Genomic DNA, 19,352 nt, shown 5'->3' with positions numbered 1-19,352 from the left:
CAAGGCCTTGCCGTGGTGATCCTCACAGCCCGCGCACATCGTCCTACGAGGACGCCGCCGCCTTCGCCGCCTCGCGCACCGCTCCGGCGACCGCGCCCGCGACCTTGTCGTTGAAGACGCTGGGGATGATGTAGTTCGGGTTCAGCTCGTCCTCGGTCACCACGTCGGACAGGGCGGTCGCGGCGGCCAGCATCATGTCCGTGTTCACCGTGCGGGACTGCGCGTCCAGCAGACCGCGGAAGACGCCCGGGAAGACCAGCACGTTGTTGATCTGGTTCGGGAAGTCGGAGCGGCCGGTGGCCACGACCGCCGCCGTCTGGCGGGCGATCGCCGGGTCCACCTCGGGGTCGGGGTTCGCGAGCGCGAACACGATGGCGCCCTCGGCCATGGCGGCCACGTCGGCGCCGTCCAGGACGTTCGGGGCGGAGACGCCGATGAAGACGTCCGCGCCGCGCACGGCCTCCTTCAGCGTGCCCGTCAGGTTCTCGGGGTTGGTGTTGTCGGCGATCCAGCGCAGCGGCGAGTCCGCGGCGGCGGACACCAGGTCCTCGCGGCCCGCGTGCACGACACCGTGGATGTCGGCGACGACGGCGTTCTTGAGACCCGCGGCGATCAGCAGCTTGAGGATGGCCGTACCGGCCGCGCCCGCACCGGACATGACGACGCGAATGTTCTCGATCGCCTTGCCGGTGACCCGGAGCGCGTTCTTCAGCGCGGCGAGGACGACGATCGCGGTGCCGTGCTGGTCGTCGTGGAAGACGGGGATGTCGAGGGCCTCGCGCAGCCGGGCCTCGATCTCGAAGCAGCGGGGCGCGGAGATGTCCTCGAGGTTGATGCCGGCGAAGCCCGGGGCGATCGCCTTGACGATCGCGACGATCTCGTCGGTGTCCTGGGTGTCCAGGCACAGCGGCCAGGCGTCGATGTCGGCGAAGCGCTTGAACAGGGCCGCCTTGCCCTCCATGACCGGCATGGCGGCCATCGGGCCGATGTTGCCCAGACCCAGGACCGCCGAGCCGTCCGTCACGACCGCGACGGTGTTGCGCTTGATGGTGAGGCGGCGCGCGTCCTCGGGGTTCTCCGCGATCGCCATGCACACGCGGGCGACGCCCGGGGTGTAGATCATGGACAGGTCGTCACGGTTGCGGATGGGATGCTTGGACTGCATCTCGATCTTGCCGCCGAGGTGCATCAGGAACGTACGGTCGGAGACCTTGCCGAGCGTGACGTCCTCGATGCCGCGCAGCTGCTCGACGATCTCCTCGGCGTGGGCCGTGGAGGTCGCCGCGATGGTGACGTCGATGCGGAGCTTCTCGTGGCCGGAAGCGGTCACGTCGAGGCCGGTCACCGAGCCTCCGTGGGACTCCACGGCCGTGGTGATCTGGGAGACCGCGGTTCCGCTCGCGGGCACCTCCAGACGGACCGTGATCGAGTAGGAGACGCTGGGCGCCGTTGCCATGGCCGACTTCCTCTGCTTTCAACTGTGACGCTGTATGCCGTCCGATGGTCGCACCTACTGTCGAGTAGGCGTTAGCCGCGTTGGATTGCGAACGTTTTGTTCACAACGAGAGAGGCCCACGTCCGTGGACGTGGGCCTCTCTCGCATTCAGTGACACCGACCCGCCATGCTCGCCTCGCGGCAAGTGGTCCCTCTGAGGGACGAAGGTTGGGCCCGGGGGCTTGGATCGGGCCGGTGTCACACCCAGGCTAACAAACGGATCCCGTAAGGCCATTCCCGTCTCGACAGTTCATACCGATCAATCTCTGAGAAGGTCGGGCACCCCGGTCGCGTCGGGCTGGTCGCGCTCCCCCGACACGACCGTCAGCTGCTGGGTGGCGCGGGTGAGCGCCACGTACAGCACCCGCAGGCCGGCCGGGGACTCGTCGGCGATCTCGGCCGGGGAGACGACGACCGTCGCGTCGTACTCCAGGCCCTTGGCCTCCAGGCTGCCCAGGGCCACCACCCGGTCGCCGAGCCCGGCGAGCCAGCGGGCGGCCTCCTCGCGGCGCTGCATGGCGACGACCACGCCGATCGTGCCGTCGACGCGGTCGAGGAGGCGGGCGGCCTCCTCGCGGACGGTGCTCGCGAGGGATTCCCTTACGACGGCGAAGCGGGGTTCGACGCCGGTGGACCGTACGGCCCTCGGGGACTCGGAGCCGGGCATCGCGAGGGCCAGCACCCGGGAGGCGAGCTCGGCGATCTCCGAGGGGTTGCGGTAGTTCACGGTGAGCTGGAAGCGCCGGCGCGGACGCGTGCCCAGGGCCTCGTCCCTAGCCTCGGCGGCCTCGTCGGGGTCGGACCAGGAGGACTGGGCCGGGTCGCCGACCACCGTCCAGGTGGCGTGCCGGCCGCGGCGGCCGACCATGCGCCACTGCATCGGCGTGAGGTCCTGGGCCTCGTCGACGATGACGTGGGCGTACTCGGTGCGCTCCTCGGCGAGCCGCTCGGCGCGTTCGCGCTGGGTCTCCTCGCGGACCGGCATCAGCTCCTCCAGGCCGGTCAGCTGGTCGAGCGGGTCCAGGTCGCGCCGCTTCCTGGGGCGGGCCGGGGTGCCGAGGATCGCCTGGAGCTCGTCGAGCATGGCGATGTCGTGCACGGAGTACCCGTCCCGCCGCAGCGAACGGGCGACCTTGCGGACCTCGCCGGGGTTGAGGATCCGGCGGGCCCAGCGGCCCAGGCGGCGCTCGTCGGCCATGGCGGCGAGGACGGCCTTCGGGGTGAGCTCCGGCCACCAGGCGTTCAGGAAGTCGATGAAGCTGTCCTCGCTGCTGACGTCCTCGTCGAAGGAGGAGCGCAGCTCGGCGGCGAGCTCCGGGTCGGTGTGCCGGCCGCCGGCGCCTGAGCGGGCCCACAGGGCGTCCAGGAGGAGCCTGCGGGCCCGGGGGCGCAGCAGGTTCACGGGGGCCGTGCCGCTGAGCGCGGTGTGGCGGATACGTTCCAGCTCCGGCGCCTCCAGCTCCAGGCGGCGCCCGAAGGCCACCACACGCAGGCGGGAGGCCGGGCCCGTGGGGGCCCGGTCAGGGGTGTCGTCGTCACCGAAGGCGAGCTGGTCCGCGTCGCCGGCGCCGAAGGCGAGCTGGCCGGACGCCTCGCCGCGACGGCGCCGCCTCCCTGAGCCGCCCGCGTCGCCCGCGGACCCGCTGCTGCCCGAGCCGGCCTCCAGCGCCCCTCGTGCCGCCTTCCGCAGCACCTTGAGCATCCGGTACGAGCCCTTGGCGCGGGCCGTGGACGGGGAGTCGTACAGCGTGGCCTCCACGCCGTCGACGAGCGAGCCGATCGCCCGGATGGCGACCTGGCCCTCCTCGCCCAGCGAGGGGAGCACGCCCTCGGTGTACGCCACCAGGAGCGGGGTCGGCGAGACGATGAGGATGCCGCCGGAGTAGCGGCGCCGGTCCTGGTAGAGCAGATAGGCGGCGCGGTGCAGTGCCACGGCGGTCTTGCCCGTCCCCGGGCCCCCCTCGACGTAGGTCACCGAGGCCGCGGGCGCCCGGATGACCAGGTCCTGCTCGGCCTGGATGGAGGCGACGATGTCCCGCATGGTGTGGCTGCGGGCCTGGCCGAGGGCGGCCATCAGGGCGCCGTCGCCGATGACGGCCAGCTCCTGGCCGGAGAGGAGGGCCTTGAGCTCGGGGCGCATGAGGTCGTCCTCGACACCGAGGACGCGGCGGCCCTTGGAGCGGATGACCCGTCGGCGCACCACCCGGCCGGGGTCGACCGGGGTGGAGCGGTAGAAGGGCGCCGCGGCCGGGGCCCTCCAGTCGATGACGAGCGGCGCGTACTCGGAGTCCAGGACTCCGATCCGGCCGATGTGCAGGGTCTCGGCGATGTCGGCGGTGTTGTCGTCCCGCACGGCGCCGTCGGCGGGTTCCACGGCGGTGTAGGCGCCGTCGGGCCCCTTCTTGCCGTCCTTGCCGAGGAGCAGGTCGATCCGGCCGAAGAGGAAGTCCTCGAACTCGTTGTTGAGGCGGTTGAGGTGCACCCCCGCCCGGAAAACCTGCGCGTCCCGCTCGGCGAGTGCGCCGGGGGTGCCGACCTGGCCACGCTTGGCCGCGTCGTTCATCAGGAACTCCGCCTCGTGGATCTTCTCCTCGAGACGCCGGTACACCCGGTCAAGGTGTTCCTGTTCGACGCTGATCTCTCGATCCCGAACCGAGTCGTGAATCGAGTCGACCGCAGTCTGTTGAGCCTGAGCGGCCACCGGGCCCCCTTCTGACGTGCTGGGCAGCCGTCAACCGTACGCGAAGGGGACCCGATGCAGCTACGTCGGCTACGCGTCGACTTCGACGAGTCGCTTGCCGCCGAAGGTCATGACCTCGAAGTGGTCGATGTCGTTCAGGTCGAAAGCGGCGCCGCCGTGGACGTAGAGCGGCTCCTTGGCCTGCTCGGTCTTGGCGTTGGCGATGCCATAACCCCAGGTCGGGACGGACCAGGAGGTGACCGTCTCACGCTCGCCGTTCTTGCCCACGGCGATGAGGGAGCACTTCTCCGGGCCCTTGACGTTCTTCAGCTGGAGGACGGCGTGGGTGCCCCAGGCCTTCTCCTCCACGGCGACGGTCGCACTGACGTCCGTGCTGGGGTCGGTCGCCGTCAGCTTGTCGTCCATGGCGTCGAAGGCTTCCTTGGCGGGGCTGCTGCTCGTCGTGTGCGCGGAGACGTTTCCGCCGGAGTCGTCGCCGGTCGCCCCCACGGCCACCAGCGGACCGCCGATGATCAGGGCGGCCGCCGCGGCCACCATGTAGAAGGCGCGCCGGCGCTTCTGGGCGCGGCGTTCGGCGACCTCGTCGACGAGCTTGTTCACCAGCCGCGGACTGGGCTTGGCGGACAGCGACTCGCCGATCGCGGGGGTGCCGGAGCCGGGCAGGTCCGCGAGCGCGGCCAGCATCGGTTCCATCCCGGCGAGCTCGTCGAGCTGCTGGGCGCACCACTCGCAGGTCGCGAGGTGCATCTCGAAAGCGGTTGCCTCGGCGTCGTCGAGAATCCCGAGGGCGTAGGCGCCGACGGTCTCGTGCTCGTTCGGCACCGGAGAACCCTGCATGGAGCCAGACATACCCGAACCACCACTACCGAATCCCTGGTTTCCCCCGTAAACACTCATCACGCCGTCACCCCCCGCTCCTCCAGTGCCAGCTTCATCGACCGCAGGGCATAGAAGACCCTTGAGCGAACGGTGCCGCTGGGTATCCCGAGCGTCTCGGCCGCCTCATTGACGGTACGCCCCTTGAAGTACGTCTCGACGAGCACCTCCCGGTGTGCGGGAGTCAGGTCGTCGAGCGCGTCCGACAGCGTCATCAACCACAGCGCCTTGTCGATCTCGTCCTCCGCGGGGATGACCTCCAGCGGCGACGGATCGACCTCCTGCGGCCGGGCCTGCCGGCTTCGGTGGCCGTCGATGACGATGCGCCGGGCGACCGTCACCAGCCAGGGGCGTACAGATCCGGTCGCTCGATTGAGCTGACCGGCGTTCTTCCAGGCACGGATCAGCGTCTCCTGCACGACGTCCTCTGCTCTTTGGCGGTCTCCGGCGACCAGCCGCAGTACATAGGCGAGCAGGGGTCCTGCGTGCTCTCTGTACAGAGCACGCATGAGCTCCTCATCAGGTTCCGAGGGCTGGGACATGCGATGTCGGGCCCTCGATCCACGTTCATTGGCCACGACGGAATCCTTGCGCACGCCCACCTCCGATGTCCGGGGGTTCCCCCGACCGGTCGCTCAACACGGGGTACGGACGCGGGCCGTTGAGTGTTCAAAGTGACATGACAGTTTTCTTCAGGATGCCGAGACTAGGGGGACATGGGTGCACATACCCACCCCTCGATCTTTACATTTCCGCCACATTGGCTCGAACGCCGGGACTGCCCGCGTGCCGCCGCGAGTAAACGGCATGTAATCGAAATCACTTCGACACCCGTTCCACAGAAGGGACATAACGTCCCCTCAGGCCCGCGCGAGCGCGGCCCGGCGCCGGTGCCGGGCCACCCTTTCCCGGTTCCCGCAGACCTCACTGGAGCACCAGCGCCTCCTGCGACCCCGGGACGTATCGAGATAAACGATCGGGCAGTTGTCGCCGGCGCACTGCCGCAGACACGCCCGCGCGACGGGGTCGGTGAGCAGTTCCACGGCGTCCCGGGCGATCGCGCCGAGCAGCGCGGCGAGTTCGGGAGGGCTCGCCAACTCCCTGACGAGCGAGCCGTCCTCACCCTGCACGGCACGCGGTGCCGGGGGTGCGGTGCGGGCCAGGTCATTGACGCGGGCGAGCGCGAGGTCGTACGACGGCCGGGGCTCGGGGACGAGTCTCGCGCGTACCAATTGGCCTGTCTGCCCGCGAAGTTCGCGAAACCCCACGAGCCAGGACGCATCGGCGTGGGCCAGCGGGGTGTCCGGTGGTACGAGCCCGGCTCCGGTGATCCAGGCGAACAGTGCCTCGGTCGAGTCGAGCCGTTCGACGGGGTGGGTGGTCGCGAGGAGATCGAGGCAGATCCGTCCCGCGTCGAACCGCAGCTCGTACGGGGCCGTGGCCGTACCCAGTGCCATGTGCCTGTCACCGCCTAGAGGTGCCCTGCGCGTGAGGGGCCGGTGAGAAGGGGCCGGGAGAAAAAAGGTTCCCTCTCAACAGTGCCTTCCCGCTCTCGCCGTCGGAACCCCTCGTACCGGTGAGGCGTGGACGTGTGCGTATGGGGATGCGCCTTTGGACCATGTTCCGGTGGATGTGCCGGCCGTTGACTGGAGGGCATGACGACGAAGAAGAGCGCGGGAACCGTACTGGGGGCGGCCACGGTCGCGATGGGCCTGATCGCCGGGGCCTTCTACGTCTTCGCCTGCGCGGTGATGCCGGGGCTGGCGCGCAGCGACGACGAGGTCTACGTCGAGGTGATGCGGAACATCAACGACGTGATCCAGAACCCGGTGTTCATGCTCAGCTTCCTCGGGGCGCTGGTGCTCACGGGGGTGGCGGCCTGGCAGGCTCGGGGTGCGGGGTACCGCCGGTGGGTGTGGGCGGGGCTGGTCGCCTACGCCCTTGCTTTCCTGGTGACGGTCGCCTTCAACATCCCGCTGAACGACGCCCTCGACCGTGCGACGGACTCCGCTGCGGCCCGGGAGGAGTTCGAGGACGCGTGGGTGGCCTGGAACGTGGTGCGGGCGGTGCTGTCGACGGTGGCGATGGGGTGCCTGGCACGGGCGCTGGGGGGTGCGGTACGCCCGCCTGACGTCTCGTTGATCTCGCCCCCGCCGCCCCTGCCCATTCCCATCCCCAGGGGCATGCTGCCCCATCGACCCCGCTCCCAGGGGGCGCTGCCCCCTGGACCCCCGCTCCTCAAACGCCGGAGGGGCTGAGAAACCCAGCCCGTCCGGCGTTTGAGGACTGGGCCCCTTCAGGGCCGACAGCGGGGGTCTGGGGGCGGCAGCCCCCAGGGACGGGACGGGTAGGGGCGGCAGGGGCGAGGAACAGGCCCGTGGCCTACGTGTCCGAGTACTTCGCGTCGGCCGCCGGGTCCAGGGCCAGGCGGTAGCCGCGCTTCACAACCGTCTGGATGAGCTTCGGTGCGCCGAGTGCCGTGCGGAGGCGAGCCATCGCCGTCTCCACCGCGTGTTCGTCGCGACCCGCGCCCGGGAGCGCACGCAGCAGCTCCGCCCTGGCCACCACCCAGCCGGGCCGGCGGGACAGGGCGCGCAGCAACGACATACCGGCCGGCGGCACGGGGCGCAGGACACCGTCGACGAGGACCGCGTGGCCGCGGATCTCGACGCGATGGCCGGCGATGGGGAGGGACCGGGCCCGGGCCGGGAGCTCCTGGCAGAGGAGCTGGACCAGGGGGCCGAGACGGAAGCGGTCGGGTGAGACCGTGTCGACGCCACGGGCCTGGAGCGGCAGCGAGGTGACGGGGCCCACGCAGGCCGGCAGGACATCGTGGTTCAGGGCGGCCAGCAGCTCCGGCAGGAGTCCGCGCTCCTCCGCCCGGTTCAGCAGGGACGCCGCGGCGGGCGCGCTCGTGAAGGTCAGCGCGTCCAGGCCACGGGAGACCGTCGCGTCGAGAAGCCGGTCCACGGGCCCGATGTCCTCCGGCGGCATCCACCGGTAGACAGGGATTCCGAGCACCTCCGCTCCCCCGGCCCGCAACGCCTCCACGAACCCGGGCAGCGGCTCACCGTGCAGTTGGATGGCGATACGGCGGCCCTCGACGCCCTCCTCCAGCAGCCGGTCGAGCACCTCGGCCATCGACTCGGACTCCGGCGACCAGTTCTCCGTCAGCCCGGCGGCCCGTACCGCGCCTTTGACCTTCGGTCCGCGTGCGAGCAGCTCGATCCCGCGCAGGCGCTCCAGCAGGTCCTCGCCCAGACCCCACCCGTCGGCGGCCTCGACCCAGCCCCGGAAGCCGATGGCGGTCGTGGCGATCACGACATCCGGTACCTCGTCGATGACCTGCTTGGTCGCGGCGAGGAGCTCGCTGTCGTCGGCGAGCTGCACGATCCGCAGGGCAGGTGCGTGCAGGACGGCGGCTCCCCGTCGCTGCAGCAGTGCGCCCAGCTCGTCGGCCCGGCGCGCGGCTGTCACGCCTACCGTGAAACCGGCCAGGGGGCCGTGTTGTTCTGGTCGCTGCTGTTCGTCGTACATATAACTCTCGTCCCGCACTCGAGTCGTTTGCACCTACACCGGGTGTGATGGCACCTGCATGCCGAGCGAGCCTGTCAACGGTGCGTGACAGGCTCGGTTCGACTTGATGTCGCCAGTGTTACGTCACACCTCGACGTAGCTGAGCTGCGACTTCGCCTCGGAGGTGGCCGAGGAGGCCTGAATCCGGGAGGCCGAGCGGCGAAGGTATACGGCCCAGGTGACCACGAAGCAGGCGGCGTAGAAGGCGAGGAAGACCACGAAGGCGCCGGTGCCGGAGCCGTTGGAGAGGAAGGACTGGCGGAAGGCCAGGTTGATGCCGACACCGCCGAGCGCGCCCACCGCACCGATCAGTCCCATGGAGGCACCGGAGAGGCGACGGCCGTAGGCGGCGGCCTCTTCTCCCTGCAGCCCCTTGGCGAGGGCCTTGGCCTGGAAGATGCCGGGGATCATCTTGAACGTCGACCCGTTGCCCAGACCTGTCAGGACGAAGAGGATCACGAACGCGGTGACGAACAGCGGCAGCGACTTCTCCATGCTGGCGAAGATCAGGACCGCGGTCGCCACGCCCATGGCGACGTAGTTGTAGAGGCTGATCCGGGCGCCGCCGTACTTGTCGGCGAGCCAGCCGCCCAGCGGGCGGATCAGGGAGCCGAGCAGCGGGCCGATGAAGGTGACGTACGCGGCCTCCAGCGGCGTACGGCCGAACTGGACCTGGAGGACCTGGCCGAAGGCGAAGGCGTAGCCGATGAAGGAGCCGAAGGTGCCGATGTAGAGGAAGGACATGATCCAGGTGTGGGCGTCCCGCGCGGCGTCCTTGGCGGCGCCGGTGTCGTTCTTCACGGAGGCAAGGTTGTCCATGAAGAGGGCGGCGAGGACCGCGGCGACCACGATCAGCGGGATGTAGATGCCCAGCAGCACACGCGGGCCGCCGCTGGCGCCGATGATGGCGAGCGCGATCAGCTGGATGACCGGCACCCCGATGTTGCCGCCGCCGGCGTTGAGCCCGAGAGCCCACCCCTTCTTCCGGAGCGGGAAGAAGGCGTTGATGTTGGTCATGGAGGAGGCGAAGTTACCGCCGCCGATACCGGCCAGCAGGCCGACCAGGAGGAAGGTGTTGAACGAGGTCCCGGGCTCCATCACCGTGAACGCGGCGACGGTCGGGATGAGGAGGAGGGCGGCCGAGACGATCGTCCAGTTCCGGCCGCCGAAGATGGCCACGGCGAAGGTGTAGGGAACCCGGACGACGGCGCCGACCAGCGTGACCATCGAGGTCAGCAGGAACTTGTCCGCCGGGGTCAGGCCGTACTCCGGGCCCATGAACAGGACGAGCACGGACCACATGGTCCAGATCGAGAAGCCGATGTGCTCGGAGAGGACGGAGAAGAAAAGGTTGCGGCGGGCGATCTTCTCTCCGCCCTCGTTCCAGAAGGTCTCGTCCTCAGGATCCCACTGCTGGATCCAACGGCCGCCCCTGGTCGGCGGTGCGGGGACGGTGCTAGGGGCTGTCATTGCGCCTCCACGGGGCTCCGGGGCTCTCTGGTGCGTTCGTGCTGAGCGGTGATGTCCCGAAGGTAGGGAGGGCGCGTTTCCTGGCTGTGGCACCCGGTGACCGGAAAGGAACTTTGCTCTCACCCCGCGCGAGCACGGGATGAGAGGTTCTGTCGTCTTACGTTACGAACAGCTCCCACCGGGCCGGTCGCCGGTCGTGGGAAGCCGTGCCGGGTCAGTGCTGGGGGGACTGCCAGTTCGGGTTCTGCTGGGGGTAGGGCTGCTGCGGCGGGTAGGGCTGCTGCGGCGGGTACGGCTGCTGCTGCTGGGGATACGGCGGCTGGGCGGCGTACGGGCCGGGGGCCGGGGGCTGCTGGGGGTACGGCTGCTGCGGCGGGTAGGGAGCGGCGGCCGCGGGCTGGGCGCCGTAGGGCTGCGGCTGCTGCTGGGGGTACGGCTGCTGGCCGTAGCCCGGGGCGGGCGGTGCGGCCGGAGCGTTGCCGTACGGACCGCCGGCGTACTGGCCGGCCGCGAAGGGGTTGGCCTGCTGCCCGGGGTACTGCGCCCCCGGCGGCAGATACCGCACCCGACCGCTCTCGTCGCTGACGGGCGTGAACCCGGCGGCGTGCAGCCGGGCCGCGAACTTGGCGTTGCGCTTACGGGTGACGAGGAGACCGATCCCGAAGATCGCCATGAAGACGACCCAGGTGACGGCCGCCGCGACGAGGTCGCCGGGGCTTCCGCCGAGCCGGAACGCGAGGATCACGCATCCGATGGTGACGCCGAGGGCGCCGTACCCCATGCGCTTCTCGGCGTTCTTGCCGGTGAGGTCGAAGTTGATGCGGGCCTTGAGCAGCTCGAAGGCGTCCGGCACGAGCGGCGGCACGGAGACCCCGTCGCTCGCGTTCGGATACTGGGCCCAGTTCTGGGCGGCCCGGGTGCGGGCCTGCGGGCTGGGGTCCGGGACGAGCAGCATGATGAGCGCGCCGTTGCGTCCGGAGCTCTGCCGTACGTCGGCGTACTCGTACCCGAACTGCTGCGCGATGAAGGCAAGTCGACCGAGCTTCTTCACGGAGGCCATGGCGCTGGTGAGCTCCACGGGCTCTCCGCTCGCCATCAACCGGAGCATCTTCTGCACTTGCCGCTTACTCATAGCCGTACGCTCCCCACCGGGCCACCCCGTTCACTTCCGCAACCGACGCAGTCTCGCACGCCCGTACGGCGCAGGGAAACCGCTGCCCCCTTGCGTTTACAGGACCTTGGCACGCCCGTCCGGCGCACCGAGGGCAGGCCGGCCGCCTGCGAAGGTGCTGGACGTCAGCACACTCGACAAGTAACCCACAACGGGCAGGGCTTGCTTCCCGCACCCCTCGCGCTTATCGTTTCTCGATAACATCGATAAACGATAAGCCGACGGGGGAACCATGACCGAAGTGACCGATGACCGCAAGATGCTCGAGCCCATGGCCACGGTGGTGTCCATAGCGCTGCGCATCCTGGTCGGCCTCGCGACGGCGGGGCTCATCCTCTCGGTGGTCCGGGGAAGCTGGGGCAGCGGGAGCGTCTGCATCACCGACGAGTCCACCACCAGCTCGGTCGCCCCCGGCAGCTTCGCCCCCGAGCCCGGGGCGCAGATCGCCTCGGTCCCCTACTACTGCGCCGAGAACCCCGGCGCCGCCCTGCGTCTCGTGGCCGAACTGGGCACGACAGCCTCGACGCTTCTGCTGATCAGCAGCCTGTTCCTGTTGCACCGACTGCTCCAGGGAGCGGGACGCGACGGCGTCCACACGACCCTGACGGCATCCCGGCTCCGTCTGCTCGGCTGGTGGCTGCTCGCCGGAAGCCTGGTCGTCGCACTCGTCCAGGCGAACACCCAGGCGGCCGTGCTCGCGGAACTGTCCAAGGACGCGGACTTCTCGGCCGGCTCCTGGCTGCAGATGTGGGACTTCCCCTACCTCGCCGTGCTGACCGGCCTCGGTCTGCTGACCTTCGCCCGGATCACCCGCGCGGGCACGGCCATGCGCGAGGACCTCGAAGGAGTCGTCTGATGGCCGGCCCGGGCGACGACCACGAGGACCACCACATCGAGGTCCACCTCGACAAGCTCCTCAGCGATCGCGGTATGACCGTCACCGAACTCGCCCAGCGCGTGGGCGTCACCAACGTCAACCTCTCCGTTCTCAAGAACGGCCGGGCCAAGGCGATCCGCTTCACCACCCTCACCCGTATCTGCGAAGTGCTGCAGTGCCAGCCGGGCGACCTGCTCAGCTACCGCAAGCCCTGAAGGAGGCCCATATGTTCAGCACCATGGACACCGCCACCGCCGCCGCCGTCGCGGTCTTCGCCACCGCCCCGATCGCCCTGCTGGTCGCAGCGGCCGTGTGGCTCAGGCGCCGCTGAGCCACACGGACCGGTGAGGAAGGGCGCACCCGGTCAGGCCCGGTGCCCCGCCCGTGCCCGCTTCTTCTTCGCCCCGTCCGGCCACAACCGCGGCTTCCGCTGGGCCGCGAGGTCCTCGATCCAGCCCACACCGAGGATCGCCAGCGCGATCAGCGGCCAGACCAGGAAGAACATCCAGATCATGTACGTCGAGTCCAGCGCGGACACCGCACGGTCGTCCTGCATGAACGGCAGCTCGTAGAGCCGGTCGAGGATCGGGACCGTGGCCATGATCAGCATGTTGTGCCAGAGGTAGATCGTGACCGCGCGGTTGTTGGAGAGCGTGACCAGCTTGTCCCACTTCGCCAGCCGGCCCGGCAGCTCCTGCCAGGACGGGGAGTACTGGAGCAGGATCACCACGAAACCGAAGGACCAGGTGGCCTGGGCCAGCGGGATGTCGTTGAGGTCCCAGCCGTCGGGGCCCAGATGGCCCGAGGCCCACCACAGGCCGAACGCCATCAGCAGCACCGAGCAGGAGACCGCGAGATAGCGCGGGACCTTGGCCAGCAGACCCTCGTGATGGGCGAAGCCCATGACCCAGCAGCCGCCGTAGACCGCGAAGTCGGTGACCGCGTTGCCGGTCTCGCCCGGGATGGAGACCAGTCCCGTACCCACGACGGCCGTCAGCCCCAGCGGGGCGAGCAGTGTCGGCCACGGCGCCCGGCGGAACGCCCACAGCAGCAGGGGGGAGGCGACGACGAACCAGAGGTAGGCCCGCAGATACCAGAGCGGTCCCGCCGCCTGTACGGCCCAGGTGTTCTCCAGCAGCCCGGACTGGGAGCCGATGCTCCACGGGAAGGGCGGGGCGCCGAGCGGGATGACGTAGTTGACCATCTCGATCAGACCCCAGGCCCCGCTGTGGTCCGGGTCCTTCGACAGGTCCCAGCCGCCCGCGAACAGCAGCGCCAGCACCACCGCGCTGAACGCCCACAGCGGCGGCAGCAGCCTCCTGATCCGGCCCCGGATCACTCCCCACGCCGGACGCTTCAGCGAGCGCGCCATCAGCGAGCCCGCGAGCGCGAACATCACGCCCATGGAGGGGAACAGGACCGTCAGCCAGGCCCAGCCGAACAGGTGGTAGGCGACCACGCGGACCAGGGCGATCGAGCGCAGCAGGTCCAGATAGCGGTCGCGGCCCGGTTTCTTCGGGGCGGCCCCGGCAGGTGCGGGCACCGTCGGCGCGGGCGCGGCGGGTGCCTCGTACGGCTGTGTGTGTCCGTGGGTCATCCCACTGGCTCCCTGGGTCATCCCACCGGCCTCCGGTCGCTTCCGCTGCCCGCGCGCTGGCGCGGTACCGCGCCGCCGGGTGCCTCGACGACACCGGTGCGCCGCAGCTTCTGCCAGCGCAGCCGGCCGCCGGTCAGGGCGGTGATCCAGGACTGGAGGAGGACGACGTACATGAGCTGGCGGTACAGGATCTGCTGGAGCGGCAGCGAGATGAGGTGGGTCATGCGTTCGCGGTCGAGGCGGAAGGCGTAGGCGGCGCAGACCAGCTGGATCGCCAGGACGCCCAGCCAGGCCACGACGGTCTTCTGGGTGGGGCCGAAGACCAGGCCGTAGATCAGGAACACGTCGATCAGCGGGGCCAGCAGCGGTGCCAGGACCATGAAGAGCGAGACCAGCGGCAGGCCGACCCGGCCGAAGCGGCCCGAGGGTCCCCGTTCCACCAGCGCCCTGCGGTGCTTCCAGATCGCCTGCATGGTGCCGTACGACCAGCGGTAGCGCTGCGACCACAGCTGCTGGACGGTCTCCGGCGCCTCGGTCCAGGCCCGCGCCTTCTCGGCGTAGACGACCCGCCAGCCGTCGCGGTGCATCGCCATGGTGATGTCGGTGTCCTCGGCGAGCGTGTCGTCGCTCATGCCGCCGACCCGCTCCAGAGCCGACCTCCGGAAGGCTCCGACGGCGCCGGGGATGGTCGGCATGCAGCGCAGGATGTCGTACATACGGCGGTCCAGGTTGAAGCCCATCACGTACTCGATGTGCTGCCAGGCGCCGATGAGCGAGTCCCGGTTGCCGACCTTGGCGTTGCCGGCCACGGCTCCGACGCGCGGGTCGCCGAAGGGCTGGACCAGTTCGCGGACGGTGGAGGGCTCGAAGACGGTGTCGCCGTCCATCATCACGATGATGTCGTAACGCGCGTTGGCGAGACCGCGGTTGAGCGCGGCGGGCTTGCCCGCGTTCAGCTGGCGGACCACCCGCACGTTCGGCAGGCCCATCGCCTCCACGATCCGCGCGGTGCCGTCACTGGAGCCGTCGTCGATGACGATGACCTCGATGGGGTGTTCGCTCGCCATCAGGGAGCGGACGGTGTTCTCGATGCACTTGGCCTCGTTGTACGCCGGTACCAGCACCGACACCGGTTCGAAGACCGGGTTGCCCCAGCGGAAGCCGCGGCGCCGCACCCGGCGGGCGTGGACGCCGGACAGGAGGAGCATCAGGACGAAGCGGCTGATGACGAGGAAGCCGATGATCGCGAGGGCGACCACCAGTACGGCGGTGATGTTGTCGGAGGCGCCGACCAGGAAGACCCAGGCCTTGCCCTTCCACAGCTCGGCTCCGGTGACCTGGGTGTGCGCGCTGGGGGCGCCGAGGGCCTCGGTGAGGCTGTCGAACTCGTAGCCGTCGGCCTTCAGCTGGGGCAGCAGCCGGTCGAGCGCCTGCACGGTCTGGTGGCGGTCGCCGCCGGAGTCGTGCATCAGGACGATCGCGCCCTTGCCGCCCTTGGGCGTGGCCTTGCGGAGGATCTCCTCGACGCCGGGCTTGCGCCAGTCCTCGCTGTCGGTGTTGTTGACGATGGTGATGTAGCCGCGGGTGCCGATGTACTCGGTGACCGGCCAGGACTTGTTGTCCATGGCGTCGGCGAAGGAGGAGTACGGCGGGCGGAAGAGCGAGGTGCGGATCCCGGCGGCGCCGGTGATCGCGAGCTGGTTCTGGGACAGCTCCCAGTCGACCCGCTTCTTCGACTGGTAGGACAGGTCGGGGTGGTTGAAGGTGTGCAGGCCGACCTCGTGGCCCTCTTCGACCATGCGCCGCACCAGGTCCGGATAGCGCGAGGCCATGGTGCCGGTGACGAAGAAGACCGCGTGGGCGTCGTGCTCCTTCAGCACGTCCAGGACCTTCGGGGTCCACTGCGGGTCCGGACCGTCGTCGAAGGTGAGGACGAGGCGGTGGTCCCGGAGGCTCAGGCTCTGGGTGCGGCCGCTGCGGGTGTCGATGACCGGTCCGCCCTCGAGGATCTCCTCCGGGACCCGGTCGGAGGCGGCGGGGGCCTGGACGCGGTGGTCGGCGAGGATCTCGCTGTGGACGTAGCCGCGCAGCATCAGCATCGCCATCATGGCGACGAGGATCAGGCAGGGCAGCAGCAGGCGCATGGGCAGGCGGCGCCGAGAGCCGCCGCGGGCCGGGGACGCGGCCCGGGGACGGCGGGTGCGGGTTGCCATCAGACGGTGCTCTCCGGGGACGGTGTCGTGGTGCTGAGGGGCGCGGGTTCGTTCGCGCCGCCGGCCACCGTGTCGGTGCCGGTGCCGCCGTTGTCGCCGACCTGTGTCTCCGTCGGGTCGGGCGTGGGCTCCTCGGTGGGCGTCGGCTGGGGCGGACTGCTCGTCGCCGGCTCGGTCGGTTCGGGGTTCGGGGTGGGGTCGCTGCCGGTGCCCGAGGTGGTCTTCGTGGCCGTCGGCTCCGGGGCCGTCACCGCGCCCGGGTCCTGGGCGGTCGCGGTGGCGCCGGGCGCGGTGGCGCCGGCGCCCGGCGACACCGTCGTGGTGCCGCTCGGGGACGGGGAGACGCCGGGCGAGAGAGTGCCGCCGTCGGTGGGCGGGACCGTTTCCCCGGGCAGCGGGGAGTTCTCGACCTGGCCGGCCTCCTGGCCCTCGCCCTGGCCCGGTACGGGCAGCCAGGGGGCGTTGGAGTTGCCGGACAGCAGGGTCGTGACGATGACCACGGCGTAGATCGCGCAGGCGAGTCCGACGAAGATGCCGATACGGCGGTATCTGCGGCTTCTGCGGCCCGACTCGTCGACGAAGACCGGACCGTCGGAGCCCTCCGCGGTGTCGCCGCCGGCCTGGCCGACCAGACGGTTGTCGGCCCGCAGGGCGACCGCGTCCAGCTGGACGGTCACCTCGTGCGGGTCATGGGTGTTGCTCCACGGGTCGGCGAAGGCCGTCCCCTCGGGGCCCACCCTGGGCAGCACTTCGGTCTGGTCCGACGCGAGGACATCCGAGCCTCTGGTCTCCGGAAAAGCCTGGGTGCCGTTCCCCGGCGCGGGGAACTCCCTGGTCCCGGAGGCCACTGAGGGCCATTCCGGTTGGGCGTCTTCTCGCCAATTCTCGCGCACGCAGATCCCCCCACGGGACAGTTCTGGGTGCGCATACGACGCCGAGCACTCGTCGACCGAACCGAGCCCCCACCCGGCCCGAGCGCCCCCTTTACCACAGCGTGCTCAGGCCACGAATGTAGCGCACCGACGGCCGGTGTGTTTGCAGTGTGTCAGTTGTGGACATTGATGATCTTCATGTCAATGGCCGGAATCCATGCCCCGGCGGGCCGGTGAAGCCACTTCTCGGCTGCGGAAAGTTCGGCCACCGCGCGGCGCAGCGCGTCGATTCCGGGGTGCACCAGCCCCTTGCGCCACACCAGTGACACGGGTGACAGGGGCACCGGATCGACGAGCGGGCGCAGCACGGTGTTCGGCATGGCTGGAAAGTCCACCACCGCGAGGACCGGGTTGCGTGTTCTGGCCATGACACGCCGGAACTCTTCGTGACCGATCGCGACGGGCGCGGGCGAGGCGACCTCGATCCCCCGTCCGTCGAACAGCCGGCGCGCGAGATCGGTCCACTCCGGCGTACGCGGATTTCCGGCGCCCGCGTACACGTCCTCCCCCGCCAGCTCGGCCAGCGGCACCTCCGCCCAGGCCGCCAGCCGGTGGTCCTCGGGCAGCACGACCGCCATGGGCTCGAAGCGGACGATCTGGTGGTCCAGGCCCGCCCGCAGCGCCGGGGCCAGCCCCGCGTACCGGCCGAAGGAGGCGTCGAGGCGACCCGCGAGCACCTCGGCCGCCGCACCGGTCAGACCGCTCTCGTAGCGGGCCATCAGCTCGATGTCGGGGGCGAGTTCGCGGGCCCGGTGCAGCACCCGGCTGCCGGTGCCCAGGCCCGGCGAGTTGATGTCGACCAGCAACGGCCGGACCGGTCCGAAGGCGGCGATCAGCGCGTCCTGCGCGTCCAGCACCCGCCGGGCGTGCGGCACCAGCCGCTCCCCGTCGGCCGTCAGCGTCACCTGCCGGGTGGTCCGCACGAAGAGCTCGGCACCCAGCTCCCGCTCCAGCCGCCGTACGTCCCGGCTGAGCGCCTGCTGGGCGACGTAGAGCCGGGCCGCGGCACGGGTGAAGTGCAGTTCCTCGGCGACGGCGAGGAAGGCGCGCAGGAGGCGGGCGTCGAGGTGGGTCGGGGCGGGCATCCCGCGAACCTACAACGCAGGTGCGTGAATGCCCACCGATCAGGTGTTGGACCCCCTGATCACTCCCGGGCGACGGTGGACGCATGCCGCAACCCCTCTTCACGACGACCGCGGACACGCTCGTCGCCGTCGACTTCACCCCCCGGACCCGTCACCGGGAACCCGGCCCCTACCGCCGGCTCTTCGCCCGCCCCGGCACCCGCGCCTTCACCGCCGGAAACCTCCTCGCCCGCCTGCCCATGGGCATGTTCAGCGTGAGCGCGGTCGTCATGATCGTCGCCGCCCGGGACTCGTACGCCCTCGCCGGCGCCGTCACCGCGACCGGCCTCGCGGCGACCGCGCTGGTCGCGCCCTGGACGGCACGGCTCGTCGACCGGTACGGCCAGGCTCGGGTCGCCGTACCGGCCACGCTGCTCGCGGCGCTGGGCTCGCTCGCCCTGGTGCTGTGCGTGCACCGGGGCGCCCCCGACTGGACGCTGTTCGCCGCGTACGCCGCCACCGCCACCACCCCCAACACCGGCGGCATGTCCCGGGCCCGCTGGGCCCATCTGCTCAAGGGCGACGACAAGGCCCTGCACACCGCGAACTCCTTCGAACAGGCCGCGGACGAACTGTGCTTCATGCTGGGCCCGGTGCTGGCGGTGGTGCTGTGCGGTTGGCTCTTCCCGGGGGCGGGGACGCTCGTCGGGGTGGCCCTGCTGGTGACCGGGATCCTGGTGTTCGCGGCACAGCGGTCGACGGAGCCGCCGGTGTCCGGCTCGCTCCGCAGGACCAAGGCCCCGCTCCGCGCCCCCGGCATCCCCGCGCTCCTCGCCGTCTGCCTCGCCATGGGCGCGGTGTTCGGGTCCATGGAGGTCGTCACCCTCGCGTTCGCGGACGTCCGGGGGCACCCCTCGGCGGCCGGTGTCGTCCTGGCCCTCCAGGCGGCCGGTTCCTGCGCGGCCGGCCTGCTGTACGGCGCGTGGAAGCCGACCGGTCCCGCCGAGCGGCGCTACCCGTGGTGCGTGGCCGCGATGACCGCGCTGATGACCCTGCCGCTGCTCGCCGCGTCCCTGACCGGCTCCCTGCTCGTCCTCGCGGCCGCGCTGCTGATCGCCGGGATGGCGACGGCGCCGACGATGGTCACCGGTATGACGCTCGTCCAGGAACACACCCCCGAGGGCCGCCTCAACGAGGGCATGACCCTCGCCGTGACCGGCCTGCTCGGCGGGATCGCCGGGGGCAGCGCGCTCGGCGGCTGGACGGCGGAACACGTCTCGGCGACGGCGGGATTCGGGGTACCGGTGGCTGCGGCGGCGGTGGCGCTGGTGATCACGCTGGGGCGGGCGGTAGGCCGCTGAACGCCGGGGTGCAATTCAG

The 19,352-nt window shown here is 70.6% G+C and carries 16 protein-coding genes; 4 read left to right on the top strand and 12 right to left on the bottom strand.

Annotation, left to right across the window (positions count from 1 at the left end; genetic code table 11):
* Positions 1-43: 43 nt before the first annotated feature.
* The 5 genes from QF037_RS28540 to QF037_RS28520 form a co-directional block, all read right to left on the bottom strand.
* Entirely contained in the window at positions 44-1,456 is a 1,413-nt protein-coding gene (locus QF037_RS28540; protein ID WP_307029997.1) for an NAD-dependent malic enzyme, read from the bottom strand.
* 298 nt (positions 1,457-1,754) lie between these two features.
* Positions 1,755-4,196, bottom strand: a complete 2,442-nt coding sequence (locus tag QF037_RS28535) for a HelD family protein (RefSeq protein WP_307029996.1) — start codon at positions 4,194-4,196, stop codon at positions 1,755-1,757.
* 69 nt (positions 4,197-4,265) lie between these two features.
* Positions 4,266-5,093: a zf-HC2 domain-containing protein gene (locus tag QF037_RS28530; RefSeq protein ID WP_307029995.1), complete on the bottom strand. Its 828-nt coding sequence runs from the start codon at positions 5,091-5,093 to the stop codon at positions 4,266-4,268.
* A complete protein-coding gene (locus QF037_RS28525; RefSeq protein ID WP_010039908.1) occupies positions 5,093-5,614 on the bottom strand; it encodes a sigma-70 family RNA polymerase sigma factor in 522 nt (173 codons plus the stop codon). Before QF037_RS28525 ends, QF037_RS28530 begins: the two co-directional genes overlap by 1 nt.
* Before the next feature lie 318 nt (positions 5,615-5,932).
* Positions 5,933-6,529: a CGNR zinc finger domain-containing protein gene (locus tag QF037_RS28520; protein ID WP_307029994.1), complete on the bottom strand. Its 597-nt coding sequence runs from the start codon at positions 6,527-6,529 to the stop codon at positions 5,933-5,935.
* 198 nt (positions 6,530-6,727) lie between these two features.
* Between QF037_RS28520 and QF037_RS28515 the strand changes: the two genes are divergently transcribed.
* Positions 6,728-7,330 carry an anthrone oxygenase family protein gene (locus QF037_RS28515; RefSeq protein ID WP_307029992.1) on the top strand — a complete coding sequence of 201 codons (603 nt, stop codon included), beginning with the start codon at positions 6,728-6,730 and terminating at the stop codon, positions 7,328-7,330.
* 124 nt (positions 7,331-7,454) lie between these two features.
* Here QF037_RS28515 and QF037_RS28510 read toward each other — a convergent pair whose 3' ends face one another.
* From QF037_RS28510 to QF037_RS28500, 3 genes are all read right to left on the bottom strand, one after another.
* On the bottom strand, positions 7,455-8,609 hold the full coding sequence (locus QF037_RS28510; protein WP_266826338.1) for a uroporphyrinogen-III synthase: 1,155 nt from the start codon (positions 8,607-8,609) through the stop codon (positions 7,455-7,457).
* A gap of 123 nt (positions 8,610-8,732) precedes the next feature.
* Entirely contained in the window at positions 8,733-10,118 is a 1,386-nt protein-coding gene (locus tag QF037_RS28505; protein WP_307029990.1) for a nitrate/nitrite transporter, read from the bottom strand.
* A 214-nt stretch (positions 10,119-10,332) separates the two neighbouring features.
* Positions 10,333-11,250, bottom strand: a complete 918-nt coding sequence (locus QF037_RS28500) for a hypothetical protein (protein WP_307029988.1) — start codon at positions 11,248-11,250, stop codon at positions 10,333-10,335.
* Positions 11,251-11,521: 271 nt separating this feature from the next.
* Between QF037_RS28500 and QF037_RS28495 the strand changes: the two genes are divergently transcribed.
* Both QF037_RS28495 and QF037_RS28490 read left to right on the top strand, forming a co-directional pair.
* Entirely contained in the window at positions 11,522-12,145 is a 624-nt protein-coding gene (locus QF037_RS28495; RefSeq protein WP_307029987.1) for a DUF2975 domain-containing protein, read from the top strand.
* Complete coding sequence (locus tag QF037_RS28490) at positions 12,145-12,381, top strand: helix-turn-helix domain-containing protein (protein ID WP_307029985.1); 237 nt, start codon at positions 12,145-12,147, stop codon at positions 12,379-12,381. Before QF037_RS28495 ends, QF037_RS28490 begins: the two co-directional genes overlap by 1 nt.
* A gap of 149 nt (positions 12,382-12,530) precedes the next feature.
* On the opposite strand, the gene QF037_RS28485 is transcribed toward QF037_RS28490, so the two are convergent.
* The 4 genes from QF037_RS28485 to QF037_RS28470 all read right to left on the bottom strand — a co-directional run bounded on the left by QF037_RS28485 (position 12,531) and on the right by QF037_RS28470 (position 17,993).
* Complete coding sequence (locus tag QF037_RS28485; RefSeq protein ID WP_373463825.1) at positions 12,531-13,784, bottom strand: acyltransferase family protein; 1,254 nt, start codon at positions 13,782-13,784, stop codon at positions 12,531-12,533.
* Positions 13,781-15,976 (bottom strand): glycosyltransferase, encoded by a 2,196-nt coding sequence (locus QF037_RS28480; RefSeq protein WP_307029980.1) that lies wholly within the window; start codon positions 15,974-15,976, stop codon positions 13,781-13,783. Before QF037_RS28480 ends, QF037_RS28485 begins: the two co-directional genes overlap by 4 nt.
* Positions 15,976-16,824, bottom strand: coding sequence for a hypothetical protein (locus QF037_RS28475; protein WP_307029979.1), 849 nt, complete (start codon positions 16,822-16,824; stop codon positions 15,976-15,978). Before QF037_RS28475 ends, QF037_RS28480 begins: the two co-directional genes overlap by 1 nt.
* A 197-nt stretch (positions 16,825-17,021) precedes the next feature.
* Positions 17,022-17,993, bottom strand: a complete 972-nt coding sequence (locus tag QF037_RS28470) for a LysR family transcriptional regulator (RefSeq protein ID WP_307029976.1) — start codon at positions 17,991-17,993, stop codon at positions 17,022-17,024.
* Positions 17,994-18,076: 83 nt separating this feature from the next.
* Between QF037_RS28470 and QF037_RS28465 the strand changes: the two genes are divergently transcribed.
* Entirely contained in the window at positions 18,077-19,333 is a 1,257-nt protein-coding gene (locus QF037_RS28465) for an MFS transporter (RefSeq protein WP_307029974.1), read from the top strand.
* Positions 19,334-19,352: the final 19 nt, after the last annotated feature.

The organism is Streptomyces canus (genome assembly GCF_030815415.1).
Taxonomy (GTDB): Bacteria; Actinomycetota; Actinomycetes; order Streptomycetales; family Streptomycetaceae; genus Streptomyces; species Streptomyces canus_F.
The sequence above is the reverse complement of the archived record's forward strand: the minus strand, read 5'-3'. Positions and strand labels throughout refer to the sequence as shown.

Excerpts from the sequence above, each read along its gene's own strand:
- QF037_RS28540 (WP_307029997.1), bottom strand. The coding sequence starts at position 1,456 with ATGGCAACGGCGCCCAGCGTCTCCTACTCGATCACGGTCCGTCTGGAG.
- QF037_RS28530 (WP_307029995.1), bottom strand. The coding sequence starts at position 5,093 with ATGAGTGTTTACGGGGGAAACCAGGGATTCGGTAGTGGTGGTTCGGGT.
- QF037_RS28525 (WP_010039908.1), bottom strand. The coding sequence starts at position 5,614 with ATGTCCCAGCCCTCGGAACCTGATGAGGAGCTCATGCGTGCTCTGTAC.
- QF037_RS28520 (WP_307029994.1), bottom strand. The coding sequence starts at position 6,529 with ATGGCACTGGGTACGGCCACGGCCCCGTACGAGCTGCGGTTCGACGCG.
- QF037_RS28515 (WP_307029992.1), top strand. The coding sequence starts at position 6,728 with ATGACGACGAAGAAGAGCGCGGGAACCGTACTGGGGGCGGCCACGGTC.
- QF037_RS28510 (WP_266826338.1), bottom strand. The coding sequence starts at position 8,609 with ATGTACGACGAACAGCAGCGACCAGAACAACACGGCCCCCTGGCCGGT.
- QF037_RS28505 (WP_307029990.1), bottom strand. The coding sequence starts at position 10,118 with ATGACAGCCCCTAGCACCGTCCCCGCACCGCCGACCAGGGGCGGCCGT.
- QF037_RS28500 (WP_307029988.1), bottom strand. The coding sequence starts at position 11,250 with ATGAGTAAGCGGCAAGTGCAGAAGATGCTCCGGTTGATGGCGAGCGGA.
- QF037_RS28495 (WP_307029987.1), top strand. The coding sequence starts at position 11,522 with ATGACCGAAGTGACCGATGACCGCAAGATGCTCGAGCCCATGGCCACG.
- QF037_RS28490 (WP_307029985.1), top strand. The coding sequence starts at position 12,145 with ATGGCCGGCCCGGGCGACGACCACGAGGACCACCACATCGAGGTCCAC.
- QF037_RS28485 (WP_373463825.1), bottom strand. The coding sequence starts at position 13,784 with ATGACCCAGGGAGCCAGTGGGATGACCCACGGACACACACAGCCGTAC.
- QF037_RS28480 (WP_307029980.1), bottom strand. The coding sequence starts at position 15,976 with ATGGCAACCCGCACCCGCCGTCCCCGGGCCGCGTCCCCGGCCCGCGGC.
- QF037_RS28470 (WP_307029976.1), bottom strand. The coding sequence starts at position 17,993 with ATGCCCGCCCCGACCCACCTCGACGCCCGCCTCCTGCGCGCCTTCCTC.
- QF037_RS28465 (WP_307029974.1), top strand. The coding sequence starts at position 18,077 with ATGCCGCAACCCCTCTTCACGACGACCGCGGACACGCTCGTCGCCGTC.